Raw genomic sequence first — 26,833 nt, 5'->3', positions numbered from 1 at the left:
CTTTATTGCCGATCACACCAATAGAGCAATTCTCTTTGATACGAACAAAGACCATGAAACTATTTAATTGATAAAGATCAATCACCTTAGGATCTGCCAAATCATCAATGTGATTCGAGCAGGGGCATGTGGAGAATAAGATCTACAGTCTTATAGCTAAGACTGTAGGCTTCAGGATTCTCACCTAACATGTAGGTGGTTCTAAAAATATAGAGACGGCGTGACCTTTCAGCCTATTCTTTTAGAGAAAGTAAAAACTCTGCGTTACTATTTGTCTTTTTTAATCTACCTAACAACAGATGCATAGCGTCAATAGCAGTAAGATCAGCAATTGCCTGTCGGAAAAGGTAAACTTTTTCTAATTCACTAGGGTGATAGAGTAATTCTTCTTTTCTTGTACCACTCTTAATAAGATCAATAGCAGGGTAAGTTCTTCGATCAGAAAGGCGACGATCTAGTACCAGTTCCATATTTCCTGTACCTTTGAACTCCTCGAAAATGACTTCATCCATTCTAGAACCAGTATCTATCAACGCTGTAGCTAAAATGGTTAACGATCCGCCACCTTCGATATTTCTTGCTGCTCCGAAAAATCTCTTAGGTTTATGTAGAGCACTCGCGTCTACGCCTCCTGTTAAGATCTTCCCAGAATGTGGTTGCACGGTATTGTAAGCTCGCGCTAAACGTGTAATAGAATCGAGGAGAATCACTACATCCTTTCCGTGTTCAACTAGACGTCGAGCCTTTTCTATAACCATTTCTGCAACTTGAATATGTCTTTCAGGCTGCTCATCAAACGTAGAAGCAACAACTTCACCACGCACCTGTCGAATCATATCGGTAACTTCTTCTGGGCGCTCGTCAATTAACAAAACAATGAGAACAATATCAGGATTATTTACTGCAATAGCGTGCGCTATGCTCTGTAAAATTACTGTCTTTCCAGAACGTGGAGGAGCTACAATAAGTCCCCGTTGCCCTTTCCCTATGGGCGCCGTAAGATCTAACACCCGTTCAGCGAGGTGCTCCTTCCCCATTTCCATAACAATTCTTTCATTGGGGTATAGAGGGGTCAAGTTTTCGAATAAAACTCGTTCCTTAGCTTTGTCTGGGGTAGATCCATTAATCTTATCTACCTTTAATAAGGCAAAATACTTTTCCTTCTCTTTTGGAGAACGTATGGTGCCTATAATTGTGTCTCCCTTCTTTAAATCAAATCTGCGAATCTGAGCTGGGGAAACATAAATATCTTCAGCAGAAGGGAGATAGTTATAAGTAGGTGATCTTAAAAAGCCAAACCCATCAGGAAGAACTTCCAAAACCCCTTCCCCGATTAAAAGCTCATCTGAACGTTCAGACTTTGCTTTAACGATCTCAAATACCACTTGAGATTTAGTGAGAGACCCGATGTTCTTCACTCCATATTGACGAGCCAATACATTAAGCTCTTCAATTCCCATCCTTTGCAATTTGGCAATTTTTGTAATAGTTACAGGTTGATTTTCATTCACTACATCCGCAACTACTGCACATTCTCCCGCAAAAGACTTCTCTTGCAACCCAGGACACGCATGTTTTCTATTCTCTTTGACCTTTGGCAAGACTTCTGAAGAACGTTCTTCTTTCATAATGCTCCCTTTAAAGCGTAAAAATATTCTTCAACTTTATGACGTAACTCTTCTTTAGTGCCGTTATTTTCTATAATAATATCGGCGTGCATCATTTTTTCCTCATGAGAAGAAAACCGTGCACATCTCTGATAAAAATTTAAATCAGAACAATTAGTTTTTTTGGTAAACCTTTCCCTACGAATATTCTCATCAGCTGTAATTAGAATTACACGATCAAACCATCTCGCATAATGTATTTCGTACAACAAAGGCACCTCAGCAATGAACAGAGGGTACTTTCGCTCTTTAGCGACTTGACAATACTGCTCTTCAATAATTCGACAAACTTCAGGATGTAAAATAGCTTCTAAAGCTTGCAGCAGATCTAAATTACCAAAAACTTTGTCTGCTATGACTTTTCTATCAAATGTATTGTCAATAACAACTTCTGGCCCCAGGAGATCTATAACGCGACGACCTATATGCGAGTGAGGAACAAGGAAACTATGCGAAACTTTATCAGCACTAATTACATAGGCTCCCAACTCTTGAAAAACCCTACACGCCTCAGTCTTTCCCGAAGAGAGATCCCCTGTAATAGAAACTTTTAGCAATTCTAACATTCTGCCCAATTTTTTCCAATTAAGATATTCACAACTAATGGGACAGATAAAATCATTGCAGATTCCATTATATCTCGCACTAAAGTTTGCACTTCTTCTTTTTCTTCCTCAGGGACTTCAAAGATCAATTCATCATGTATTTGTAACAGCATACGGCTTCTTAATTTGCGTTTTTCCAGCGCATCAGCAAGCTGTAGCATAGCTAATTTTATCAATTCAGCTGCGCTACCTTGGATGCGGGTGTTAACGGCAAGACGACCAGAAGCAGCACGAGAGTTAGAAAACTCTGTCCAATTATCAATTATTCTTTCTCGTCCCAGCAACGTCTTTACACGCAAATTTTCACAAGCTTGACTTATCGTTTCATCAATAAAACGAGCTACTGCAGGATAACGATCAAAGTATGCATCTATTAACTTCTGAGCTTCAGAAACACTGATTTTTAGAATCTTAGAAAGTCCATAAGCTTGTTGCCCATAGATAATACCAAAATTTACAGTTTTTGCTTGCATGCGCTGTTGCTTGGTGACTTCTTCTAAAGGCACATGAAATACCTGAGAAGCTGTAAATGTGTGCACATCTTCCCGCGACTCGAACGCTAACTTCAACGACTCATCTTGACTCAAATGCGCCAGGAATCTTAACTCAATTTGAGAATAATCTGCAGATAAAAAATAATTATTCTGACGCGTATCACGGAACGCTTTTCTTAACAATCTACCTCGCTCAGAGCGTATAGGAATATTCTGTAAATTTGGATCCTGACAAGCTAATCTACCTGTTACTGTTCCCATCTGATTAAATGTTGGGTGTATCCTAGAAGTATGAGGATCTATTTGCCTAGGTAAAGCTTTAACATAGGTAGAGAGTAACTTCTCAATAGCTCTAAATGCTAAAATTTTTTCAACAATTTCGTGTTCTCCTAATAAGGCTTCCAAAACTTCTGCCTTAGTAGACCGGGCTTTATCTATAGGCGTCAGGCCCAATTTATTATATAAAACATCCGACAACTGCTTAGGAGATTTAATATTAAAAGAAGCTCCAGCTAATGTGTAGATATCATCAGTAAGAATAGCTAATTCCTCTGACAAAGTTCTCTCAAGCTCTTGAAGATCCTCCACATCGAGTGGCATCCCATTTCTTTCAATAGTAAATAGGACGTTTTCTAGGGGCATTTCCATGTTGAAAAATAGATCTTCGACTCCTTTTATTTTTAATTCTTCTAACAGTGATTTTTTTATTTTAGGCAGATGAGAAACAAACTCTCCAAAATATTCGGCAGGTTTGGCAGGAGATTTCAATATAGGGAGACTTAACTGTCCCCATTCCTTTCCATACTTACCTGCAGACTCCATTAACCCGTGATCAACAAGAAGTGTTTGGTAAGAAATCTTAGCTCCACCGTTGATCAAATGTTCCGCCAAGGCTAAATCCAGGGTGATATTATCAATGTGAATACCAGCATTTTTCAACGCGTGATGATCTCTTTTGATATTATAACCATAAAATTCAGTATCTTTTCTTTTAAAGAAATCTTTCAATGGCGTGATAACATCGTCTTGAGCATGTTCTATATCAACGTAATAAACTTGTTCATCGCAGGCTAAAGCGACTCCCATTAATGTAAGAGAGGGAAGAAAATTCCCCTTATACCCCACAGAAAAAGCGACACTCTTTCCCTGTAAAGTAGACAAAACACGCACTAATGGCTGACTACTATTAATTATCTCCACGTCTATGTTGGAGGTTTCCTCGACTGGTTGCACTAAGGTTTTAAACCCATGACGCATGTAAAAGGTATTGATTTCTTCCTGACGCACCTGATGTAGAGGAAACTCAAATCCACTTATACTCATAGGAAGAGGTATATTGTTATTTAATACAGCGAGGTCTTTGCTTAATAACAATACATCTTTTTGCTCGGAGATCATTTTATGAGTGGAACCTGTCAATTCATCAAGATGTTCCAAAATACCTTCAACAGAATGATATTTTTGTAACAGAGCTGTAGCTTTTTTAGGTCCACAACCGGATACTCCAGGAATATTATCCGAGGTATCCCCCACCAAAGCGAGATAATCGGCTATTCTACTCGGGGGGACGCCATAGATATCTACAACACCATTTTCATCGATAGGAGGCTTATCTTTCCAAGGATTCAAAGCAACAACGTTCGGACCTACAAGTTGAAGCAGATCTTTATCTGCAGTACATAGGCAAACTTCATATCCCTCTGCAACTGCTCGCTTTGTGATACTCGCTATAACATCATCAGCTTCGACGTCTTCTATTTCTAAATAACGTAACCCGAGTAAATTACAATATTCTTTAACTATAGGGATTTGTTGGTAGAGATTTTCATCTTTTTTCTCCCGATGAATTTTGTAATCAGCATAAATTTCTCTACGACTTTGTTTGTTGTTTGGACCATCAAACACAGCAACCATATGATTAGGAGAGAATTCTTTGATTAATTTATTAATAGAACGAATAAAGCCAAAAACAGCCTGAGTTCCTTCTCCTGAAGAATTTTTCATATCAGGGAGAGCAAAATATGCTCTAAAAACAAATCCTGAAGCATCTAAAATAAAGATCTTTCTCACTAATTCTCTCCGCCCTATGAATCAGAATCACGAATCTAAGTAGTAAAATGTACTTATGGAATTATCTAAACTTGGGAGTAACTCATGTTGAATCTTTCCTGTGATTACAGGGCTGTTCGTTATTGATGACATAACTTTCTTCAACCAGCCATCACTGCCTAAACCGATCACACGGTAGTTATTTTCAATTTTGCAATCGGCTACTAAATCTTGTAACACTTGTTGTTTAGTTACATTCGCCACATCAATGTAACCTTCTTCTAAAGCTTTTTCGGGTGAATATAAACGGGCGCCTAACACACTCACAAGCTTATCTTTAGTTAATCGTGGACGATTGGTTACCACAACATCAACAAATTGACCATAAAGATAATCTATAATTTCTTGACGAATTTCACGATCTTTAGCTGTCCACTCTGTATAAGGATTCATAGGAGCTTTATCTTTCCCAGCTATAAGCAAATCGCTTTGCACACCATAACGAGATAAACCTTCTTTTACATTAAAATATGGTCCTGAAAGCACTCCTACAGACCCTATTAAAGAAGACGATGTAGAATAAATTTTATCCGCAGCACAAGCAACATAATAACCACCGGAAGCACAAAGACCGTTTACAAAAACGTAAACAGGACATTGAGTACGCTGCTTCCAAAACTGGATTATTGAATATACTCGAGAAATTTCGAATACCTCGCCTCCAGGGCAGTCCATATCAATGATTATCCCCTTCACTCTGTCTTTGTATGGTGCGGAATCTAATGTTGTAATCGCATCTTGAATGATTTTTGCTGTATGTTTGCTAGAAGCGATAACATCCTTCATTTCCAATACAGCAATAATCGGGGCATCTTTGCCTATATCTTTGACCTCTCCCTTAGCGTCAGGCATATTCACAAATTGCGCGTCATTCATTCCAGCGGTAGAAACAACCAACATTAAAGTAACAAAGATGGCAAGAACTACACCTAGAGATAAACCTAGGATTGATAGGAAGCCCTTAGACACAAAATGCCAAAACGTTTTCATAAACACCCGTAACGTCAAAAATTTATAGAACAAATATAATAAAGTATGTGAGGGAAGTCTTAAAGATCAAAAAAAATATGAATAAAAAGGGCGTAAACGCCCTTTAAATTATAGCGTAGCTACTTCTTCTTGATTAGAATTTTCTCCAGTAGTCTTACTGATAGCCACATCTGATACCATGGGATCTGCATCTAAACTCGCAGCAACAGCAGCAGCTTCTTTAATGTTGTACTCTCTTCCTATGAAAGCAACAACAGCTATCCAAACAATCATAATTAAAAGAAGTACTACAGCAATCACATTGAGACTTGCTGCAACAGATGAAAAGATAATCAAAAGCCCCTGATAAATCAACGAGCCTCCTGATTTCCCTATCCGAGATACAACGCCGTCAATAGCAGCCTTACCAAAGTTCTTCTGATCATTAGGCAAGGGAACAAAAGCCATTTCCTTAGTTTGATCAAAGAATGTGAATTTAGCGGCACGAGAAAATACGTTTTGCATACCACCTATCCACGCAGCTATCACCATAGGCGCCGTATTGAAAAGACCACCAAAGATCATAACATCTCTCTTCACAGCAAATATAGCTCCAAAGAACAAAACGCCTGTGACCAACATAACTATTGGTGTAGTCAATGCTCCTACTGTCCAACCCCACTTCCGGATACTTTGTCCAGTAAGGAAAATAGCCGCCAAGACGGAGACAATCCCTATCAAAGTAGTAATCCTACTCATATAGCTATTGAATTCAACATGGGAACTATAGATTTGGCTAACTTGATCTTTCCAAACAACTTCGAATAGGTGAATAACAAGGTTGTAGGATAAAACTATAATCGCAAGACCTAACAAGTATCGAGAACGAATAAGGTAAAGGAAAAGATTCTTCGCTTTAGCTTTCGTCTTTTTCTTAGCCTTTGCACTCGCTACACTCTCTTCAACTTGCGACAGTTCTTCTGTTACAGGTTCTGAAGATGAATAAGCTGAGAAATTATAGGTATGTTTTGTGAGAAGGTGAACTTTTCTATACAGCCAGATCATACTTAATCCAGCTAAAACGATTAACATGGTGAGGTTTAGCATAACCTCGTGCCACTTATCCTTTACGAAAGGAAAAACAAAGAACGTGTGTTTTCCCATCCAATAGGAAATCTCTCCGGCAAATACGGAAGATAGATTTAACCCCGTATTAATTAATGCGTAAAACCGTCCTGCTTCCTTTATACTAGTTACTTCATTAGCTAACCCCCAAAAGAGGGTTGAAAGAATTACCGAACTCCACAGTTCTGACATGACATAGTAGAGGCTATAGCTCCAATAGCGAATCATGACAATAAACCCACGAAGTCCTTGTGGCAGTAATTCTTGTAATCTATCCGCAACAGAATGCAAGTGTATAGCATCCCCCATCGGATAAATAACTACGGCAAATAAGAAAAAGAAACCTAGAAAAGTGCCTATGAAGGAATAAAAAACGGTGTCTCTTGGACACCGATTACTTAACCAACCGTAAACCATAGTAACGATAACGGCTCCGGGCACTATCCCCCAAACTTTCAAGAACGGTATAACTTCCGCACCCGCGTCAGACCCTACCACCACTAAAGTATCTTTCATACTTTTCAGGAGGCAATAATTAAATCCTACGAAAAAGGCTAGCCAGAAAAGAGGAATAAATTTTGGAAATTCTGATCGATATATGGGGCAGAAGTACGCCCGCAGTCTTGAAAAGGGTTTCATCTCTGATGACTGCATAAACTCCTTCCCAAAATTATAGAGCATAAAGATTTGTAAACAGATGGTAAATCATGCCTAAAAGACTTTGAACCTATACAGTTCTTATAATACTTGTTGCTGAGCAAACGGCAAGGCATATTTAAAAGACTACAACAAAATGTAAAGGACCATTGTAGCTAAACACAACCTAAAACACAAGCTGTTCCTTCGAGATTCTTTTTCCCTTGCTTAAAGAAAAGAATTACCATGACCCCTAGTGAATACACTGTTTTCGGTAATCTATTACTCTCTCTAGAAAGTACAGAAACCCAAGGACAATCAGTGGCGCTAGCCCGATTACAGGAATCTGCACACCTGCGGTGACCCCAAGTAAAATAATAAATTGAACTACTGTGAAAATCTTCCCAAAAAAGAGAGCTCGGTAATCGTATCCCCTCCATCCTCCAACAACAGAAAGGTAAATTGCAAATAAGACAAGAAATATATCTCTAGCAAAAATAAGGAGGAGGTGCTCAGGAGAAAGAGATCTTTCCCAATAAAGGATAGCTACACAGACAAACACAAAGAATTTATCAGTAAGAGGATCCAACATGGAACCAAAGCGACTAGTAGCTTTGTAGCGACGAGCAAGATAACCATCTAACACATCACTGGCCATGGCCCCCAAAATGATTAATAGACGTAGATGAATCTTTTCTTGGTAGAAGAATAGAGCTAGCCATACACGTGATAGAGAAAGTAAGTTACAAAATTGTCTCATGATTTTGGCTAACGCGATCTTTATTAAGGAATCTTATAAATAATCTAAAAGAGCTTATTATAGGATAAGCCAACTCTACAGGCAAGAAGAGAGTTCTTTTCCTTAATGGCTACCTGCTAGATTACCTTACATGGATACCTATTTGATATTTTAGAAAATTTTTAAAGAAAAAGAGCAACTAGTCAATTTTATTACAAACTCTGTTGAAAAAAACGGAAAGAGAGGGATTCGAACCCTCGGTACCCTTTAGGGGTACGCGTCCTTAGCAGGGACGTACTTTCGACCACTCAGTCATCTTTCCTTAAATCAAGGAGTATATAGAGTTCCCTAGTGAAAAACCTTACCGTCCTCCTGTTCAATAAAGTAGAATAATTCCTATCTTTAATGAAAGCAAGTTAACTTTTAGGCCAGGGTTTCTGGCTTATCTTTTACATCTCATAGAAAAGAGCGGAATAAACTCCAGCTCCGTTCTAAAAGAAGAGGCTTATTCTATTGTAAGCTAGTATTAGTGATCTAGTAATTTCTATCGCGTATTTTCCGCTTCCTCTAAACACTTAACGGAAACTTTATTGGTTTCGTAACCTTTATAACTTGAGCATATATTTTCGATATCCTAACCTGATCTCTAACAATGCCTGCACTTAGATCATGTCATAAAAAATCATGTCAACTCAAATAGAAAAGACTCCTCCCCCCACCCTACCTAGCCCACCTAATTCTAAAGAATCAGAAATGATTGTCCTAGGTTGCATGTTAACAGGAGTTAACTACCTTAACTTAGCAGCTAACCAGCTTAATGAAGATGATTTTTACTATCTTGAACACAAAATCATTTTCCGAGTTCTTCAGGATGCCTTTAAACATGATAAACCCATAGATGTGCATCTCGCTGGAGAAGAACTTAAAAGAAAAAATCAACTCGCGGTAATCGGAGGTCCTAGCTACCTAATCACCTTAGCAGATTTTGCAGGAACAGCAGCCTATATTGAAGAATATATCCAGATCATTCTTTCTAAATCGATTTTAAGAAAAATGATCCAAACGGCTAAGGAAATAGAGAAAAAAGCTATAGAGGAACCAAAAGACGTTGCTGTTGCTTTAGATGAGGCTCAAAATGCTTTATTTAAAATCAGTCAAACAACCTCTCTCTCGCAATACGTTCTCGTTGCTGATAAACTACAAGGTTTGACCTCTTCTCAAGACAAACCTTTCCTTATACAACTACAAGAGAAGCAAGAGTTTTTTCAACAATACGCTCAAAGTGGCGATGCTTTACCTATCTCTGGTATTCCTACACATTTCATTGATCTCGACAAAATGATTAATGGTTTTTCTCCATCGAATTTAATGATTCTTGCAGCCCGACCTGCTATGGGGAAAACTGCTCTTGCTTTAAATATCGCAGAAAACATGTGTTTTCAAAATCAGCTTCCCATAGGAATTTTTTCTCTAGAGATGACTGTAGATCAGCTAATTCACAGAATCATATGCTCTCGATCTGAAGTAGAATCTAGAAAAATCAATGTTGGTGACTTATCCGGACAAGATTTTCAACGTATTGTTTCTGTTGTAAACGAAATGCAACAACACACCTTACTTATAGATGATCAACCCGGATTAAAAGTGACGGATCTTCGTGCTCGAGCTAGAAGAATGAAAGAAAGTTACGATATTCAATTCTTGATTATTGACTACCTACAGCTTCTTTCCGGATCAGGGACTTTACGTTCTGTAGAAAGTCGTCAAACTGAGATCTCTGAGATTTCAAGAATGCTAAAGACTTTGGCAAGAGAGTTAAATATCCCTATTCTCTGTTTATCACAGCTATCGAGAAAAGTAGAAGACAGAACTAACCACAGACCTATGATGAGTGACCTCAGGGAAAGTGGAAGTATCGAACAAGATTCCGACTTAGTTATGTTCTTATTGCGTAGGGAATACTATGATCCAAATGATAAACCTGGAACAGCTGAACTGATAGTGGCGAAAAATCGTCATGGCTCCATAGGTTCTGTGCCTTTAGTTTTCGAAAAAGAACTTGCAAGATTTAGAAACTACGCGGCTTTTGAATTTAACGGTTAAAACAAAAGTTTTTATAATTTTAGCTTAGTATATTTTATAAAAATTCCAATCTAGGAATATTAAATAAACTTGTTCTATTTCTTTGGCCAGCCAGGATAAAATCGTTAGTGGACCACAAAATATCTTTGTAGTAACATTTTTCCTGTTGTTTCCTGTGAGGAAAATAGATGCCGCAAACCTAAGATTTGCTTAGTGTGTTGAGATTGCGGATAAGTACAACAGAGAAACACAGTGTGCTTAATTAACTTTAGGTATCCAAGGAATGGTTGTAGTTTGAATCCAACCATTCTAGCGATTTTTTCCTAAATTGAGAAAAAATCTTATCGCACACATATTCATACGCTAACAATAAAAAAAGACTATGTCATCTGTTAAGAAAAAACGAAGACTTAAAATCGCTAAACATAAGCGTAATAAAAGACGCCGAAGAGACCGTCATAAAAATAAATAATTGCTAGTTTATGTGGACTCACCCAATTAATTACGATGTCATTGTAGTTGGAGCTGGGCACGCAGGTTGCGAGGCTGCATTTTGTTCTGCAAAAATGGGAGCCTCCGTACTCATTCTATCTTCAAACTTAGATACTATTGCTAAGTTAAGTTGTAACCCTGCTGTTGGTGGTATCGGGAAGGGGCATATTGTGCGAGAAATCGATGCTCTGGGCGGTATCATGGCAGAGGTTACTGATCAGTCTGGGATACAATTTCGTATCTTGAATCAGACCAAAGGTCCTGCTGTCCGTGCGCCAAGAGCTCAAGTTGATAAGCAAATGTATCATATTCATATGAAACGCTTATTAGAGAGCTGTCCTGGCCTACATATCATGCAAGGTACAGTTGAGTCTTTGCTCGACAATGAGAACGTTATTCAAGGCGTCACAACAAAAGAAGGCATTGCTTACCTGGGGAAAACAGTTATTCTGTCTTCCGGGACGTTTATGCGTGGTTTAATTCATATTGGGGATCTTAATTTCCCTGGAGGACGTCTTGGAGATCCTGCAGCAACAGGATTATCACTAGCATTAAAAGAACGTGGTTTCCCAATCAGCAGATTAAAGACAGGCACGCCTCCGCGTTTGCTGGCTTCCTCTATAGATTTTTCTGTAACTGAAGAACAACCCGGAGATCCAGGCGTAGGCTTTGTACATAGAAGTGAGCCGTTTGTCCCTCCCTTACCTCAAGTATCGTGTTACATTACCCACACTACAGAAAAAACTAAGGAGATTATTGCGGCCAACATTCACCGCTCAGCTCTTTATGGAGGACGCATTGAAGGCATAGGCCCACGATACTGTCCATCGATTGAGGATAAAATTGTAAAATTTGCTGATAAAGAGCGTCATCATATCTTCATAGAACCTGAAGGAATTCATACTCAGGAAGTCTACGTAAACGGTCTGTCTACATCTATGCCTTTTGATGTACAGTACGACATGATCCGTTCAGTCCGTGGGTTAGAAAACGCGATCATCACTCGTCCTGCTTATGCTATTGAATATGATTATGTTCATGGAAATGTTATTTACCCTACCCTAGAAAGTAAGCTAATAGAAGGCTTATTTTTATGCGGACAGATCAATGGAACAACAGGATATGAAGAGGCTGCGGCTCAAGGGTTGATCGCTGGGATTAACGCAGTCAACAAAGTACTAAAAAAACCTGCGTTTGTTCCTTCGCGGCAAGAATCTTATATTGGAGTTATGTTAGATGACCTGACAACTCAAATATTGGACGAACCTTACCGTATGTTCACAGGAAGAGCAGAACATCGCCTTCTTCTAAGGCAAGATAACGCCTGCTTACGTTTGTCTCACTACGGTCATGATTTAGGATTGTTAAGCAAAGAGCGTTACGAGATTTTTGAACATCAAAAACAAATTATAGAAGAAGAGAAACTCCGTTTAAGCAAGACATTTAAAAAGTATGGGAATTCTGTTGTTTCCTTAGCGAAGGCTCTATGCCGTCCAGAAGTATCCTACGACGCGCTTAAAGAAGCATTCCCTGAAGACGTTCGGGACTACGGTTCTACGCTTAACGCTTCATTAGAAATGGAAATTAAGTACGCAGGATACATAGATCGTCAGAAAGCTTTGATTCATAGTCTATCAAAATCAGAGAATATGATTATTCCTGAAGATATAGACTACCAAAGTATTTCTTCTTTAAGTTTAGAAGCTAGAGAAAAGCTAGCGAAATTTACCCCAAGAACTATAGGGTCTGCATCAAGAATATCAGGAATCGCCTGTGCTGATATTCAAGTGTTGATGGTTGCTGTAAAAAAACATGCTCACCAATAAATGTATTTTCTTAAATCTGTCCGGGAAAACTATCTTTGAGCAACTGCAAATAGAAGAAGCCCTTCTTCGCAATTCCAAAGAAAACTTTTGTATTATTAATTTTAATACGCCGGAAGCTGTGGTCCTCGGCATTTCCAGGCAGCCTAGTGAAGACCTTTATATCTCCGAATTACGATCTGATAATATACCTATAATTAAGCGCTACAGCGGTGGCGGCACAGTATTTATCGATAACAACAGTTTATTCGTAACTTGGATTATGAATTCCTCCCAACATATGGTGCATTCTCAAGATCTAATGCAATGGTCTTACGGTATCTATGCTCCTATTTTCCCAAAGACATTTGCCTTACATGAGAATGATTATACCCTGGGAGAAAAAAAAATTGCAGGTAATGCTCAATATATCCAGAAATCTCGTTGGGTCCACCATACGACATTTCTCTGGGATATGGATATAAATAAACTCTCACGTTATTTACCAATACCCCAAAAGCAACCAGCATACAGAAAACAACGTCTACACCAAGATTTTCTGACAACTATTCGTCCGTGGTTCCCTACTAAAGAAAGTTTTTTCAATAAACTAAAAACCTCTGCAAGTAGTCGTTTTATCTGGGAAACTCTTTCAGAAAATGAACTGAAAGAAATCTTAGAAAAACCACACAGGAAATCCACAATCTTACTGTAAAATTATTTCTGACTAAGCAGCAGAATTCACTATTTCGACTTTGCTGAAGAAATAGTTAATTTCTATAGCAGCGTTTTCCAAACTATCAGAACCATGAACTGCATTAATTCCTATAGACTCACCAAATTGAGCGCGGATAGTTCCTTGAGCGGCTTCTTGAGGATTTGTCGCCCCCATAATTTCTCTATTACGAGCTACAGCATTATCACCTTCAAGAACCATAACCACTACAGGACCAGAAATCATAAAATCTACTAACTCTTGGAAAAATGGACGCGATTTATGAACAGCGTAAAAGCCTTCTGCTTCTTTCACTGATAAATGCAACATTTTCATAGCAGCTATGCGAAATCCTGATTTTTCAAAGATAGCAATAATCTCACCAATATGAGCCTTACTAACAGAATCAGGTTTGATAATTGATAGCGTTTGTTCCATGTATATATAATCTCCTTAAACAACATGTAGTAAATGGTGGAGGAAATTATACCACTATCTCCAGGAAAGTCTAGCTCTTGTTCAAACCTTGTAAATTCTTCTTTAGAGCAATAGGAAGAATTTCTGCTATTGACGCATGATCCGGGAGCTCGCTCATAGCTTCGGCGATCATTCTCTCTGCTGAGGATTTTGGATAGCCTAATGCTGCTAAAGCTTGTATTCCCTCTTCCATACAAGAAGGTTTTGCTGGTCCCCAAGAAGCGGTGATTTGCGAATCTAAAGGGAGTAAGTCTGCAAGCTTTTGCTTCAAATCCACCATAAGTTTCTCAGCTGTTTTCTTCCCTATACCCGGAACAGAAGCTATAGCTTTGATATCCTCAGCACGAGCTATAGAACACAATTTGCTAAGAGAAAATGTATTTAAAATCGCTAAACCTGTCTTAGGTCCCACTCCTGAAAATGAAATTAACATACGGAAACACTCGCGTTCTCCACGAGTATTAAATCCATAGAGAACATGCTCAGTTTCACGAACAACAGTATAAGTATAGACTATAAGCTCGCGGTGTAGTTGACTTGACAATTCCATAAGCCATCTATCAGGAGCAAAAATACTAAACCCCAGTCCCTGACTTTCAACTACCATAGTTCCTGAACTGATATAAGTAAGCACACCACGAATATAGTCGTACATCACCGAACTCCCAAACAAGTATACGCAGAAGTATGCGCGTGGCATATCGCTAATGCAAATGCATCTGCAATATCCTCACAATTCGAATTTAAAACATCAGGAATATTCAAAATCTTGCTAACCATAAGTTGCACTTGCTGTTTACTTGCATTTCCCTTACCTACAACAGCTCTCTTAGCCACATTGGGCGTATATTCAAAAACGGGGATATCGCGTAAAGCAGCAGCTAAAACGAGTACTCCTCGTCCCATGCCTAACTTTATAGCACTTTGAGGATTCTTATGAACATATTGGGTTTCAAGTACAACGGCATCGGGAGTGACATTATCTAATACTCCAGATAGTGTTTGGAAAAGCTGCTTATAACGTTGTGTTAATGAATCTTTGGAAGATAATCGAATAGCTCCATAACTATGGGCTCGGATCTTGTAACGCTGCTCAACAAGGATAATTGCATACCCAGAAACTAAGGTTCCAGGATCTATCCCCATAATCAATTGCGTCATAAACAGGTCCGTGTGCAGGCTTCTAAAAAGTTCCCCTAATGGGAGGTGTAGAGTTTATTCTATGTGAGTTATATATAATTACAACTAGAAATTCTTACGTAAGATTTCTAAGAACCACATTGTGATTCTTGAATACATTGATTACAGTCCAAATCTCTTCCTAGAAGCCGTTTTAAATGAGACACATTCAAAACATCCTCAAGCCCCAACTGCTTACTAAGAGTCTGTATATGGCAGTGTTGCTCTTCAACAAGGTCTTGTAACAGGGCGATCTCTTTCTTCTTCTGAACTAATTCATCGTGGATCTGTACGACCCTTTGCGCTTCTACATGTGTAGAATCAGAATTTCTGTAGTATTGCAGCTCGAGATTTAACCTTGCGATTTCTTCTTGATACTTTGTAGTTTGATCCTCTTGTAACGGACATTCTGCATGCCTTTGTTCAAACATATCTGTTTCAGGAATCTTAGATAAGGTTACTTTGTCTAGCTGTTCCTCGAGGATCTTAATTTTATGTTCATAGCAGAGACGCCGTCCTTCACTAATCTCTGTTTGTTGAACACTTTCTACCAAATCTCGTTTCAACTCATCAATGATATCATTTTGGTGACGAACTTGTTGCAACTTCTCAGAAAGGCGATGTTGTAACCAATTGTTTTCATTTTTCAACTTCTCAATTTCAGAACTTCTCATCTCATCTCGAGATGCAAATTCTTTCTCTAAAGCTGAAAATCGATACTTCCATTCAGAATGCATATCTTGCTCATTAGGAAGGACTGCTTGCTCAACTTCTGATTTATTGGACAGAAGTTGTTCACTCATTTTGCTACAAATGTCTGCTAAAGCAGTACATGCGTATTCCCATTCCATAATGTCTGCATCTTTCCATCGACAGAGCAACAGAAGCATAGATCTCGAATATATGTCGTAATGATTTGAAGAAGAACAGGTGGAGTTGCTAGACCACATAGAAGTTAGATGCAGCTTAATTGCCAATAAGAGCCGCCGCAAAGGATACCTCTAAGATATTAATTAGATTTTTCTGGCTTATAACACAGGATAGAGTTCTTGTCTCAACTTCACAGCCAAGAAAAAGAAATCAGAAAAATCCAAAAAATCTAAGTTTATATTTCCTAGTGTGAACACAAAACTTTAGAGTGTCATAAAAAATTCAGTGAGGATAAAAAATCCGATCACTTTCTTTATATGCAAAAATGAACGCGTAGACTTGAGTTAAGATCTAAACAAAAAGAAAAGTTGCTCAGAACAAGACTCGAACTTGCACGGGCTTGCGCCCAAGGGATTTTAAGTCCCTAGTGTCTACCATTCCACCATCTGAGCAATAATGAAGAGTCGCATCAATTATTCACTAAATAAATGAAAAGACTCGAATTGTAACTTCTGGAATCCTTCGCTTGAAAGAAAAAACCAAAAATATAACTCAGGATCTTACCAAATACTACTTTCTAGATCAATGGTTTTCACAAAGAGAAGACGAGTAAAAATATTCTCAAGAATCGTTACTCATCTTCTGTTGGGAAAGAAGAGGGCAAAGACTGTTCGCAAGCGTTTGCTGTCTCTATTTCTTCTTCAGGGAAAATAATTGTCTGATCACCTGACAATAAAGCATTGATTACGTCGGAACTTTCAGTAACTAATGCTTGTAGAGACTCATCCAAATCCGCTGAGGTCGCTGTAGGATCAGAGACGGCTTGAGAAATGATCTCAGAAATTAATTTCGCTGGAGGAGGCAATAATGAAAACTTCTTCTGCTCACCCAATTTATTTTCCTGAGATTCTTCCCAAAGTTCTTCCGTAACAGTATCAATAATCTCTTGAGATGATCCTACTACTTCTGATACTTCCTTATTAGTTTTTTTACGCCCTTGCTTTTTCTTCTCTTTCCATTTATCTCCTTTATGCTCCTTTTTCTCTTTTCTAGTTGTAGAATGAGGAGCAGGTGCAGCAGGAGTTTCTTGAGGAGTTTCAACTGCAACGGTTTCCGAAGTGTTTTCTTCCACAACTGCTACAGGAGCTGCTTTAGGTAATTTAATTAAAGCTTCTCGGCCCCCTGCAATTTTAATACCACGATCTAAACCTACAGCTTTAAGATTGATCTTAGTATCTCGGACTTCCATCACTTCATAATCGCCAGCAGGAACGATAAAAGGTTTGCTGTGATCACAATTGCGGAAAAAACACGTATTCCCTAAAGAGATCACTTCAACTGCTTCAACAACAAAAGGATCTTGAGAAAGCTGCTTAGTGTTGCGAATTGACAGTTTGTATCCTTCCCTCGAAGTAATGACAGTTTCAATAACTGGATCTCTTGTAAAATACACGAATTTAACCTTTTATTTAGAGTTCTTTGCTACATACTCTAATAAATCAACTATGCGGGTTGCATATCCTATCTCATTATCATACCAAGCAACTAGTTTGAAAAAGCGATCAGTTAACGCTATTCCTGCGCCAGCATCAAATATAGAAGAATATTCACATCCTATAAAATCAGAAGAAACTACTTCTTGATCTGTATAACCTAAAATCCCACTTAAATGCGTTTCTGAAGCTTCTTTAACAACCTTACATATTTCTTCATATGTGGTTGATTTCTGTAATCTTACAGTAAGGTCAACTACAGAAACATCAGCTACAGGGACTCGAAACGCCATTCCAGTTAATTTATTCTTGAGTTCAGGCAAACATAGAGCAACAGCTTTCGCAGCTCCAGTAGAAGCAGGAATGATATTTTGAAAAGCGCCTCTACCGCCTCTCCAATCTTTTTTTGAAGGACCGTCTACAACGCTTTGTGTGGCTGTAGCGGCGTGCACGGTGGTCATTAACCCTTCTTCTATACCAAAACTATCCAATAAAACCTTAGCTAAAGGAGCAAGACAATTTGTAGTACATGAAGCATTAGAAATAACTAAATCTTTTTCAGGATCAAATTTATGTTCATTTACTCCCATTACAAATGTAGGGACATCACCTTTTGCAGGAGCTGTAATCAAAACACGTTTAGCACCAGAAGCGAGATGCTTTTCTGCATCTTCTTTTTTAGTGAACAAACCTGTGCTTTCAATGACAACGTCTACACCTAAATCCTTCCAAGGAAGCTTTTGAACGTCAGATTGAGCCAGCAATTGGATTTTACGGCCATCGACAACAAGACAGCCGTTTTCATGAGATACTTCTGCTGGGAAACGGCCGTGAGTAGAATCGTGTTTAAATAGGTATGTTAACGCCTCTCCCGGGACAAGATCATTGACAGCTACAACTTCGATAGAAGAATTTCTTTTCAAAAGTTGTCTTAAAACCAATCTTCCTATCCGACCAAAACCGTTAATTACAACCTTCATCGCTATTCCCCAGTAGTCAGTATTACAAAAAAAACAGTCTAATTAGCTAAAAATTCTATAATACACTTTCGTGCATTATCACCAACTCTATTTTGCATTTTCAAAATACGAGTGTAGCCACCATTTCTAGAGACAAAACGAGAACCTAATTCATCGAATAGCTTATTGATCACCTTACGGTCTACGTTATAAACCGACAAGTCACCACCTTTAGCTTGACGAGCTTCTTTGCTTGTCAACTTATTGTATCGAATCATTAGCCTAGCAACAGCTAAACGTCTTGCAGCCAATGTATTTTTCTTAGCCAAAGTAATCATCTTATCCGCATGACGACGTAACTCTTTTGCTTTAGGCAAAGTAGTTTCTATTCTTTCTTGGTGGATTAGAGATTTTAACATGTTAGCTAACATACAACGATTATGCGCAGAAGTACGACCAACTCTAAATTTCTTTCTAGCGTGTTGCATATACTTAATTATCCCTTACCGTTTTTAGACCGAATCTTATCGGCATACCACTTCATTTTTTCTTTTACGTTGTCTAAACCAACGCCGAACTGGCTAAGATCCATTCCCAATTCTAACTTCATTTCTTTTAACTTGTTCTTAATCTCACAAAGAGACTTTTTACCAAAGTTTCTGAACTGTAGCAAGCGAGGTTCTGGCATAATAACCAACTCACCTATGGTTTCAATGTTTGCATTAGACAAACAGTTTGTGGATCTTACAGATAGTTCGATCTCATTAATACCTAAAACTAACTTATGAAGAATATCGTCTTTGTTTTCTTTTTCGATAGAAATGGCTTCTTCAAAGACTATCTTCTTCTCATCCATTTTTTCAAAAATGGAGAAATGTTTTGTTAAAATTTGTGTAGAAAAGGCTAAAGCTTCTTTAGGAGATACTCTACCATCTGTTTCTACATGCAAAATCAAACGATCGAAATCTGTATCTTGACCTACACGAGTATCTTCTACAAAGTAATTAACCAAGACGACGGGTGAGAAAGCTGCATCTAAAACAATTTCATTTACACCCTTATCTTCAAGAACAATTCTTTCAGATGTAGTATAACCTCTGCCAAAAGCAACTCTTAAAGTAATATCTAGTTGCATAGGCTGTGTCACAGTGAAAATCACGTGATCGGGGTTAACGGATTCAAACCCACCTTCTTGCAACAAATCAGCCAATGTAACAGCCTTTTGACCACCACAGGCAGCCAAATCAGAGGCGTCTATAGAAACTTTAGACTTTAATAATTGAGTACAACGACCATTTTCACTGTCTTGGAAAGGATATTTCTTTAATAAAGCTCCTTTCAAATTCAAGATGATATTTGTTACATCTTCTATAATTCCGTTAATTGCCATGTACTCATGAAGCACACCAGTCATAGAGAAAGAAATAATTGCAGGAGCTTCCAAGCCTATGAGCAAAGCTCTTCTCAAAGCATTACCTAAAGTATGACCCATACCTCTCTCTAAAGGCTCTGCTATAAAACTCGCCTGCTTATCAACCGATCCCCCGCTACCTTCTACAGCCATCATTTTGACTGACTCTGGCAATTCAAATTTATCGTAAAGTAAATTTTGTGAACAATCCGACATCCCTTTCTCCTCCCCTAAAACTACACTCTGCGCCTTTTTCTTGGCCGACAACCATTGTGAGGAACAGGAGTTTCGTCACGGATGACAGAAACAACTAAACCAGCGGCTATGAGAGCGCGGACTGCAGATTCTCTACCAGCTCCGGTGCCTTTTAAACACACTTCGACTTCCTTGAGGCCAGAATTCATAGCAATTTTTGCAGCGTCTTGTGCGGCCACCGTTGCAGCAAAAGCAGACGACTTACGAGATCCGGAATATCCAACTTTTCCAGCTGAAGCCCAAGAGATAGTATTCCCTGCAGGATCTGTTATAGACACAATCGTATTGTTGAAGGTAGCCTTAACATGAACAACGCCTGAAGGAATATTCTTTAACTGTTTTCTTTTTACGCCTTTTTTCTGCGCTTGATGTTTAACCAAAACACGTTCTCCTAAAAAAATTATTTCTTCTTACCTGCGACCGTTTTACGCTTACCTTTACGCGTGCGAGAATTTGTTTTCGTTCTCTGTCCTCTTACAGGCAATGAAAGACGATGTCTTTGCCCACGATAAGCGTGAATAGAGATCAATCTTTTAATGTCTGACTGCACACGACGTCGCAAGTCCCCTTCAACTACATAATCTGATTGCAGGAGAGAATTGAGGCGGCCTATTTCCTCCTCCGTCAATTCAGCAGCCCTAGCTTCAGGATTTAATTGCAACTTTGCAATAATCTCTTCAGAAAGAGCTGGCCCTATCCCATAAATATATGTAAGACTTATTTTTAGTTTTTTCTTCGCAGGAATATCAATTCCAATGATGCGTGGCATACGCAGGGCCTCCCTTAAAGTAGTATAAGCATCTTAGGTCAAAAATTGTTATTTTTCAATGCCTTCCTTTGGAACGATCTTTTTTCAAAAAACTATCGTACCGACGCATAAGTAAAAAGGCATCCACTTGTTTCATCGTATCCAAAACCACACCAACCACGATCAACATTGCTGTACCGCCCAAAAAATAACTCACATTAGCATCTACATTAAGAACGCGTCCCAAAATAGATGGCAAAATGGCAATAACAGCTAAGAACACCGCTCCTAATAAAGTAACGCGGTTCATGGTATATTCCAAATACGTTTGTGTAGGCTTCCCTTGTCGAATTCCAGGAATAAAGGCATTATTCTTTTTCATTTCGGAAGCAATTTGTTCTGGATGGAACTGTGTTGCCGTCCAAAAATACGTAAAGAATATTATAAGCAGAACGTAACATGAAGAATACACCCAGCTACCTGGGGATAACATCATAGCGACTCGCTTAAGCCACGAAGAATCCGAAGACATGAATTGTCCTATAGTCGCAGGAAACATTAGCAAAGACGAAGCAAAGATAACAGGTATAACGCCTGCATAGTTGACCTTTAACGGCAAATAGGACCCTCCTCCAGGGATTTCTCTCCTACCAATTACTCTACGTGCGTATTGCACGGGAATTTTTCTCACACCTTCTATAATCAATATCGTTGTGACAAGAACAAATACAAAAATCAAGCACAGCAACAAGAGTGAGAATAAACCTAATTGAGAAGGATCTTGCGAACCAAGGTTTAGCTTATTGACTATCGATCCCAAAACAGATGGAAACGAAGCTAAAATTCCAAGGCTAATAATTAAGCTAACACCATTCCCAATACCCTTATCAGAAATCTGTTCGCCTATCCACATGAGCAACAACGTTCCTGTTGTCATAACAATAACTGTTGTCAAATAGAATATCCAAGGAGCTCCGAATAACTTAGATGACAACAAAGTTGGAAGAACAATACCAGGAATCGCCATGTTCATTTTTAAAGCAAACTTAGCGAAAAGTAGTGATTGTATAAATGCTAAGCCAACTGTAAATAAACGAGTTAATCTACCTATCTTTCTTTTGCCTTGATCAGGGCTTTCCCTCATTTCCCTCTGTATAGATGGCATAAATACTAAGAGAAGTTGCACTATAATAGACGCTGAAATGTAGGGGACTACACCTAATGCAATAACCGTCATTTGAGCAAAGGCTCCTCCAGAAAAAATATCAGCTAACTGAAATAAATTCTGGCTAGAGCCTAGTAATTGTTTGAAATAGGCTACAGCGCGTTCTCCGTTAATTCCTGGAACAGGAATGAACACGCCAATCCGGCAGGCCGCAAGCAAAGCAAATGTAAAAAATAACTTTTGCCTTAACTCAGCAATGGAAAATATCTGTCGTAAAGTTGTCATAGTCGGGCCTGAAAATTCTTATCTTTAAGCAACACCAATAAGGTTTCGTACTCCTTGAGACAATACTACGTTAGCGTCCTTCCAGATAAACGTTTTTTCTAATTCGCCTTTAACGATCACTTTTACTCTAATCGCATGCTTATCTATGGCTTTTTTCTGTTTCAAAGCTTCCAAGGTAATTTCTTCTCCCTCGTTGAACAAAACGTTCAAACGTTGAGTCGTGATTTCTTCTACACATTTATCAAAACGTGCATGAGAAAATCCTCTCGTAGGGACTCTTCTATAAAGAGGAACTCCGCCCCCTTCATAACCAAAGCGACGTTTATAACCAGAACGGCTTCCGTCACCTTTATGGCCTCGGCAACTTGTCTTACCATGACCAGAACTAGGCCCACGACCTAATAGTTTTGTTCTTCTCTTACGCGGTGAAGGATCTTGTAACGATTCTAATTTAATCATGTGTCACTTTTCTCCTTGTTAAAACGTCTTTCCTGCTAGAAAGACTCAAGAGAGCTTTAAAAGCAGCCTTTACTTGGTTCATAGGGTTATTTGAGCCCAAACTTTTAGCAACAATATTTTTAACCCCAGCCATTTCCAAAATCAAACGAATTCTAGAACCTGCAACAATTCCAGTTCCTGGCTTAGCAGGCTTCAAAAGCAATTGAGCTCCGTCCTGATCAACTAGAACTTCATGAGGAATAGAGTCACCTTCCAAAGATTCAATGGTGATTAGATTTTTTCTAGCAGCTTCTCCGCCTTTACGGATAGCATCTGTTAACTCATTAGCTTTGGCAAAACCGTAGCCCAAGCGTCCTTTACCGTCACCCACCAAAATAAGCGCGGAAAAACTAAACTTACGACCGCCCTTGACTACTTTTGAACAACGATTGACAACAAGAACTTTCTCCTCTAGCTGATCTTCTTTGTGAGAATTCTTTGATAACGTCATCTCTTTAAACCTTCATTAAAACTGTAACCCGCCTTCCCTAGCACCGTCAGCAACCATGGCAATAATTCCATGATACTTGAAAGGGCCGCGATCGAAAACAACTCGATCTACTTGAAGACTTTTTCCCATCTCGGCAATTTGAACTCCTAACGCTTTAGCAACGCCTTGATTCTTTTTAACTAATCCGGAAGCCTTACTTGATTTGGCTATAGTTGAGACAGAAGCCAAAGTTTTGCCAATAGAGTCATCAATTAATTGTACATAGATATGCTTGTTAGTTTTCACAACAGACAAGCGAGGCTTCGAAGAAGAGCCTCTCAAGACTTTACGCACTCTTAAAGCCCTACGAATCTTTTTTTCAGACTTCTTGAATAACGAATTTTCCATAACTTAACTCTGCCTTGCTATACTATTTTTTACCTGTTTTTGCCGCTTTTCCAGCCTTACGACGGACATACTCGTTTTCATAGCGGATACCCTTACCTTTATAGGGTTCAGGTTTACGTTTAGCACGGATATTAGCAGCGAATTCCCCAACTAGCTGTTTGTTTATCCCCTTCACAGATATTATAGTATTCTTCTCAACACTAACTTGAATATCTGAAGGAATAGGAATCTTCGTCGGATGAGAAACCCCTATAGACAAATCTAAAATAGATCCCTGAACGGAAGCTCTAAAGCCAACCCCAATCATTTCCAAACGTTTCTCGAATCCTACACTAACTCCTTGAACCATATTGGAAATTAATGCCCAAAATAAACCTTGCATGCGACTTGGCCTGTCAACCACATGAGGGGCAGGGTGAACAAAAATCTCCTTACCTTTTATGTCGATGAGTACTTCTGGAGCCAATACCTGTTTTAAAGAGCCCTTAGGACCTTTTACTAAGATTTCATTATTTTGAATGGAGACCTCTACTCCTTGAGGGAGCACAATAGGGTCTCGAGCTTTACGAGACATTCCTTACCGTCCTATAAATTCTTTTATCCTGTTACCAAACTAAACAGAGTAGTTCACCACCAATATTTTTAGCCCGAGCTGTTGACCCGTCCAAAACTCCTTGCGATGTGGAAAGAACGGAAATACCCATATTTCCGAAAACATAAGGAATTTTCGCTGCAGGGACATAAACCCTTCTAGAGGGCTTAGAAACCCGCTTTAATTGGCGTATCACAGGCTTACGGTCATTAGTATATTGTAAAAAAATACGCATTGTACGTTTACGATGCTCTTCTTTTACCAAATAATGTGCTAAAAATCCGTGTTGTTTCAGAATTTTTACAATTGCTTCACGCATTTTGCTGTGTTCTAAATCTACGTATAAATGCTCTGCCTTCAAAGCATTTCGGATTCTTGTTAATAAATCGGCTATAGTATCACTTGTCATGCCCATACTGATCTTATATCTCCCCTATTGAGCCTTCTTAAAGCGCAAACCCATCAACTCTAAAAGAGTGGTGCATTCTACATCTGTTTTTGCTGTAGTTACCCAGGTAATATTCATTCCTTGGGTTCTCTTAACGCGATCTAAATCCACTTCAGGGAAAATCTGTTGATCGTCCAGTCCTAATGAATAACATCCGCGTCCATCTCCTTTACTTGAGAAACCACGAAAGTCGCGAATTCTAGGAGAGACAATGTGACAAAAACGATCCATAAAATCGTACATACGTTGGCCACGTAGTGTTACTTTTGCTCCTATGCCTTGTCCTTCACGAAGCTTGAAGCCGGCGATAGAATTTCTAGCCTTTGTCACCAAAGGTTTTTGTCCAGAAATCATAGAAAGTTCTTCTAAGTGAGCTTGGAAAAGATTTTTATCTTTAGCAGCTTCTGCAAGACCCATGCTTATTACAATTTTTTTAAGAACAGGGATTTGCATGGTATTGCTATATCCAAACTTTTCTTGGAGGGTCTTTCGGATCTCTTCGGTATATAGTTTTTTTAACCTGCTCATATTAACCTTTTCTCTCTTTCACAGAACGATATAGTTTGGAGGTACCATCAGGAGATTTATTCCATAACTCTCGTCCATTCTCAGTAACTTTGACAGAAAGTTTTGCTGGAGCTCCGTCTATACTTAAACGAATGTTAGAAATATGTATCGGAGCTTCAATACTAATCCTTTTACCTTTTGGATTTTCTTGACTACGCTTGATATTTTTCGTACGAACGTTGACTCCTTCAACGACCACTTTATTTTTTTCTCTGAGACAAGATAAAACTTTACCTTGTTTGCCTTTGTCGTTCCCGGCTAGCACATAAACAGTGTCGCCAACACAAACACTACGTCTTTTCATATCTTTTCTTATCCTTAAATCACCTCAGGGGCCAAAGAACTAATTTTCACAAAGCCACGATCGCGGATTTCTCGAGCTATCGGACCAAAAATTCGTGTTCCTTTGGGATTTCCTTTATCATCGATAATTACACAGCTATTAGTATCGAATTTCAAAGAAGAACCATCTTTTCTAAGAATATTGCGGCGTGTCCTAACTATTACAGCTTTAACCACATCACCCTTTTTTACAGAGCTGTCAGGCTCAACATCTCTAACAGAACATACAATGACATCACCCACTGTAGCGTAACGTCTTCGAGAACCGCCTAAAACTTTAAAACACTTTACTCTTTTAGCCCCAGTATTATCGGCAACTTTTAACTGACTTTCTTGCTGAATCATAACTGCATCTACCCAATGTTGCTAATCTACCAAACTAACTTACACGCTCAACAACACGCCATCTTTTTAATTTAGACAGAGGTCGTGTTTCTTGAATTTTCACTTTATCGCCTTCAGAAACACCCAGACCATCATGAGCATAAAACTTCTTAGAGTCTCTAACAACTTTGGCATACTGAGGATGAGAATATATCCTTTCAACTCGAACAACTACGGTTTTATCCATTTTTGACGAGACAACAACACCAATTTTGGTTTTTCTAAGGCCTCTTACTTCACTAGCCATCGACTTTTCCTTCTTTTTCTTGTTTGACCGTCATAGATCGAGCTATGGTTTTCTTATACATAGAGAACAAGTGCGTCTTTACTGCTTTATTTTGCAAAGCGGCTTCAGCTCTTAAAGAAAAAAGAGCTTTCTTATTTTCATGGATAAACGCGTCCAACTCAGATAGACTTTTCTGTCTAAGCTCAGCTAATAAATTCTTCTTTACTGACATATAAACTTATACCCTTTCAACCCGCTTAACAAAACGTGTTCTTATTCCCAATTTTGCTGCAGCTCTTCTTAAAGCGTCTTGAGCATCTTCTCTTGAAACATTAGCCACTTCAAAAAGAATTCTCCCTGGGCGAACTACTGCTACCCAATGATCTGGGGCACCTTTACCTTTACCCATACGAGTTTCTGCAGGCTTTTTAGTTACGCTTTTATCTGGGAAAATACGAATCCAAACTTTTCCCCTACGTTTTAAATGTCTATTGATAGCAACCCTGCAAGCTTCTATTTGCCGACTAGTTACCCATCCTCTTTCTAAGGTCTGCATTCCAAATTCGCCAAAGTCAACAAAAGTAGCCCCCTTGCTTAGGCCTGCAAATTGACCTTTTTGCTGTTTGCGAAATTTTGTTCGTTTAGGCATCAACATAATAAT

32 protein-coding genes and 2 tRNA genes are annotated in these 26,833 nt (G+C 38.8%); 4 read left to right on the top strand and 30 right to left on the bottom strand.

Translation table 11 applies throughout. The annotated features are described in order from the left end of the window. Positions 1-233: 233 nt before the first annotated feature. The 7 genes from rho to G5O_RS05795 form a co-directional block, all read right to left on the bottom strand. The gene (gene rho / locus G5O_RS05825; RefSeq protein ID WP_006342805.1) at positions 234-1,628 is read right to left on the bottom strand and encodes a transcription termination factor Rho; all 1,395 of its coding nucleotides are present in this window, start codon (positions 1,626-1,628) and stop codon (positions 234-236) included. After that, on the bottom strand, positions 1,625-2,233 hold the full coding sequence (gene coaE / locus G5O_RS05820; RefSeq protein ID WP_006342804.1) for a dephospho-CoA kinase: 609 nt from the start codon (positions 2,231-2,233) through the stop codon (positions 1,625-1,627). The genes rho and coaE overlap by 4 nt, the downstream gene beginning before the upstream one ends. Then, on the bottom strand, positions 2,227-4,836 hold the full coding sequence (gene polA, locus G5O_RS05815; protein WP_006342803.1) for a DNA polymerase I: 2,610 nt from the start codon (positions 4,834-4,836) through the stop codon (positions 2,227-2,229). Before polA ends, coaE begins: the two co-directional genes overlap by 7 nt. A gap of 27 nt (positions 4,837-4,863) precedes the next feature. Further along, positions 4,864-5,865, bottom strand: coding sequence for a S49 family peptidase (locus G5O_RS05810; protein ID WP_006342802.1), 1,002 nt, complete (start codon positions 5,863-5,865; stop codon positions 4,864-4,866). A gap of 108 nt (positions 5,866-5,973) precedes the next feature. Continuing rightward, on the bottom strand, positions 5,974-7,623 hold the full coding sequence (npt2, locus tag G5O_RS05805; RefSeq protein WP_006342801.1) for an NTP/H+ exchange transporter Npt2: 1,650 nt from the start codon (positions 7,621-7,623) through the stop codon (positions 5,974-5,976). Positions 7,624-7,858: 235 nt separating this feature from the next. Beyond that, positions 7,859-8,365, bottom strand: coding sequence for a CDP-alcohol phosphatidyltransferase family protein (locus G5O_RS05800; RefSeq protein ID WP_006342800.1), 507 nt, complete (start codon positions 8,363-8,365; stop codon positions 7,859-7,861). 213 nt (positions 8,366-8,578) lie between these two features. Then, a tRNA-Ser gene (locus G5O_RS05795) sits at positions 8,579-8,666 on the bottom strand. 362 nt (positions 8,667-9,028) lie between these two features. Between G5O_RS05795 and dnaB the strand changes: the two genes are divergently transcribed. The 4 genes from dnaB to G5O_RS05780 all read left to right on the top strand — a co-directional run bounded on the left by dnaB (position 9,029) and on the right by G5O_RS05780 (position 13,435). Then, entirely contained in the window at positions 9,029-10,447 is a 1,419-nt protein-coding gene (gene dnaB, locus G5O_RS05790) for a replicative DNA helicase (RefSeq protein ID WP_006342799.1), read from the top strand. Between the two features lie 361 nt (positions 10,448-10,808). Then, positions 10,809-10,898, top strand: a complete 90-nt coding sequence (locus G5O_RS10535; protein ID WP_072667724.1) for an AURKAIP1/COX24 domain-containing protein — start codon at positions 10,809-10,811, stop codon at positions 10,896-10,898. A 10-nt stretch (positions 10,899-10,908) separates the two neighbouring features. Continuing rightward, positions 10,909-12,744, top strand: coding sequence for a tRNA uridine-5-carboxymethylaminomethyl(34) synthesis enzyme MnmG (gene mnmG / locus G5O_RS05785; protein ID WP_006342798.1), 1,836 nt, complete (start codon positions 10,909-10,911; stop codon positions 12,742-12,744). Next, positions 12,731-13,435 carry a lipoate--protein ligase family protein gene (locus G5O_RS05780; RefSeq protein WP_006342797.1) on the top strand — a complete coding sequence of 235 codons (705 nt, stop codon included), beginning with the start codon at positions 12,731-12,733 and terminating at the stop codon, positions 13,433-13,435. The genes mnmG and G5O_RS05780 overlap by 14 nt, the downstream gene beginning before the upstream one ends. A 12-nt stretch (positions 13,436-13,447) precedes the next feature. On the opposite strand, the gene ndk is transcribed toward G5O_RS05780, so the two are convergent. From ndk to rplP, 23 genes are all read right to left on the bottom strand, one after another. After that, positions 13,448-13,873, bottom strand: a complete 426-nt coding sequence (gene ndk, locus G5O_RS05775) for a nucleoside-diphosphate kinase (RefSeq protein WP_006342796.1) — start codon at positions 13,871-13,873, stop codon at positions 13,448-13,450. A gap of 70 nt (positions 13,874-13,943) precedes the next feature. Beyond that, complete coding sequence (ruvA, locus tag G5O_RS05770; RefSeq protein WP_006342795.1) at positions 13,944-14,567, bottom strand: Holliday junction branch migration protein RuvA; 624 nt, start codon at positions 14,565-14,567, stop codon at positions 13,944-13,946. Then, a complete protein-coding gene (ruvC, locus tag G5O_RS05765) occupies positions 14,567-15,073 on the bottom strand; it encodes a crossover junction endodeoxyribonuclease RuvC (RefSeq protein ID WP_006342794.1) in 507 nt (168 codons plus the stop codon). The genes ruvA and ruvC overlap by 1 nt, the downstream gene beginning before the upstream one ends. A gap of 107 nt (positions 15,074-15,180) precedes the next feature. Then, the gene (locus G5O_RS05760) at positions 15,181-15,942 is read right to left on the bottom strand and encodes a hypothetical protein (RefSeq protein WP_006342793.1); all 762 of its coding nucleotides are present in this window, start codon (positions 15,940-15,942) and stop codon (positions 15,181-15,183) included. Between the two features lie 388 nt (positions 15,943-16,330). Continuing rightward, positions 16,331-16,413, bottom strand: a tRNA-Leu gene (locus G5O_RS05755). A 179-nt stretch (positions 16,414-16,592) separates the two neighbouring features. Beyond that, positions 16,593-17,414 carry a GrgA family transcription factor gene (gene grgA / locus G5O_RS05750; RefSeq protein WP_006342792.1) on the bottom strand — a complete coding sequence of 274 codons (822 nt, stop codon included), beginning with the start codon at positions 17,412-17,414 and terminating at the stop codon, positions 16,593-16,595. 12 nt (positions 17,415-17,426) lie between these two features. Further along, the gene (gene gap / locus G5O_RS05745) at positions 17,427-18,434 is read right to left on the bottom strand and encodes a type I glyceraldehyde-3-phosphate dehydrogenase (RefSeq protein ID WP_006342791.1); all 1,008 of its coding nucleotides are present in this window, start codon (positions 18,432-18,434) and stop codon (positions 17,427-17,429) included. Positions 18,435-18,472: 38 nt separating this feature from the next. Then, complete coding sequence (rplQ, locus tag G5O_RS05740; protein WP_006342790.1) at positions 18,473-18,901, bottom strand: 50S ribosomal protein L17; 429 nt, start codon at positions 18,899-18,901, stop codon at positions 18,473-18,475. 8 nt (positions 18,902-18,909) lie between these two features. Then, positions 18,910-20,040 carry a DNA-directed RNA polymerase subunit alpha gene (locus tag G5O_RS05735; RefSeq protein WP_013462588.1) on the bottom strand — a complete coding sequence of 377 codons (1,131 nt, stop codon included), beginning with the start codon at positions 20,038-20,040 and terminating at the stop codon, positions 18,910-18,912. A gap of 20 nt (positions 20,041-20,060) precedes the next feature. Next, positions 20,061-20,459, bottom strand: a complete 399-nt coding sequence (rpsK, locus tag G5O_RS05730) for a 30S ribosomal protein S11 (protein WP_006342788.1) — start codon at positions 20,457-20,459, stop codon at positions 20,061-20,063. A gap of 20 nt (positions 20,460-20,479) precedes the next feature. Next, entirely contained in the window at positions 20,480-20,848 is a 369-nt protein-coding gene (gene rpsM, locus G5O_RS05725; protein ID WP_006342787.1) for a 30S ribosomal protein S13, read from the bottom strand. A 55-nt stretch (positions 20,849-20,903) separates the two neighbouring features. Continuing rightward, a complete protein-coding gene (gene secY, locus G5O_RS05720) occupies positions 20,904-22,277 on the bottom strand; it encodes a preprotein translocase subunit SecY (protein WP_006342786.1) in 1,374 nt (457 codons plus the stop codon). A gap of 24 nt (positions 22,278-22,301) precedes the next feature. Further along, positions 22,302-22,736, bottom strand: a complete 435-nt coding sequence (gene rplO, locus G5O_RS05715; RefSeq protein WP_006342785.1) for a 50S ribosomal protein L15 — start codon at positions 22,734-22,736, stop codon at positions 22,302-22,304. Continuing rightward, the gene (gene rpsE, locus G5O_RS05710) at positions 22,729-23,226 is read right to left on the bottom strand and encodes a 30S ribosomal protein S5 (protein ID WP_006342784.1); all 498 of its coding nucleotides are present in this window, start codon (positions 23,224-23,226) and stop codon (positions 22,729-22,731) included. The genes rplO and rpsE overlap by 8 nt, the downstream gene beginning before the upstream one ends. 15 nt (positions 23,227-23,241) lie before the next feature. Further along, positions 23,242-23,613, bottom strand: coding sequence for a 50S ribosomal protein L18 (gene rplR, locus G5O_RS05705; protein ID WP_006342783.1), 372 nt, complete (start codon positions 23,611-23,613; stop codon positions 23,242-23,244). A 22-nt stretch (positions 23,614-23,635) separates the two neighbouring features. Further along, positions 23,636-24,187 (bottom strand): 50S ribosomal protein L6, encoded by a 552-nt coding sequence (rplF, locus tag G5O_RS05700; protein WP_006342782.1) that lies wholly within the window; start codon positions 24,185-24,187, stop codon positions 23,636-23,638. Positions 24,188-24,218: 31 nt separating this feature from the next. Next, on the bottom strand, positions 24,219-24,620 hold the full coding sequence (gene rpsH / locus G5O_RS05695) for a 30S ribosomal protein S8 (protein ID WP_006342781.1): 402 nt from the start codon (positions 24,618-24,620) through the stop codon (positions 24,219-24,221). An 18-nt stretch (positions 24,621-24,638) separates the two neighbouring features. Continuing rightward, positions 24,639-25,181, bottom strand: a complete 543-nt coding sequence (gene rplE, locus G5O_RS05690) for a 50S ribosomal protein L5 (protein WP_006342780.1) — start codon at positions 25,179-25,181, stop codon at positions 24,639-24,641. A gap of 1 nt (position 25,182) precedes the next feature. After that, complete coding sequence (gene rplX, locus G5O_RS05685; RefSeq protein WP_006342779.1) at positions 25,183-25,524, bottom strand: 50S ribosomal protein L24; 342 nt, start codon at positions 25,522-25,524, stop codon at positions 25,183-25,185. A gap of 14 nt (positions 25,525-25,538) precedes the next feature. Further along, on the bottom strand, positions 25,539-25,907 hold the full coding sequence (rplN, locus tag G5O_RS05680; RefSeq protein WP_006342778.1) for a 50S ribosomal protein L14: 369 nt from the start codon (positions 25,905-25,907) through the stop codon (positions 25,539-25,541). A 34-nt stretch (positions 25,908-25,941) separates the two neighbouring features. Next, a complete protein-coding gene (rpsQ, locus tag G5O_RS05675) occupies positions 25,942-26,193 on the bottom strand; it encodes a 30S ribosomal protein S17 (protein ID WP_006342777.1) in 252 nt (83 codons plus the stop codon). Continuing rightward, positions 26,186-26,404: a 50S ribosomal protein L29 gene (gene rpmC / locus G5O_RS05670; protein ID WP_006342776.1), complete on the bottom strand. Its 219-nt coding sequence runs from the start codon at positions 26,402-26,404 to the stop codon at positions 26,186-26,188. Before rpmC ends, rpsQ begins: the two co-directional genes overlap by 8 nt. Before the next feature lie 6 nt (positions 26,405-26,410). After that, positions 26,411-26,827: a 50S ribosomal protein L16 gene (gene rplP / locus G5O_RS05665; RefSeq protein WP_006342775.1), complete on the bottom strand. Its 417-nt coding sequence runs from the start codon at positions 26,825-26,827 to the stop codon at positions 26,411-26,413. Between the last annotated feature and the right edge of the window lie 6 nt (positions 26,828-26,833).

It is taken from the genome of Chlamydia psittaci 6BC, assembly GCF_000204255.1.
In the GTDB taxonomy this organism is placed as follows: Bacteria; Chlamydiota; Chlamydiia; order Chlamydiales; family Chlamydiaceae; genus Chlamydia; species Chlamydia psittaci.
Note: the sequence above shows the minus strand (reverse complement) of the source record. Positions and strands in the feature narration are given on the sequence as shown.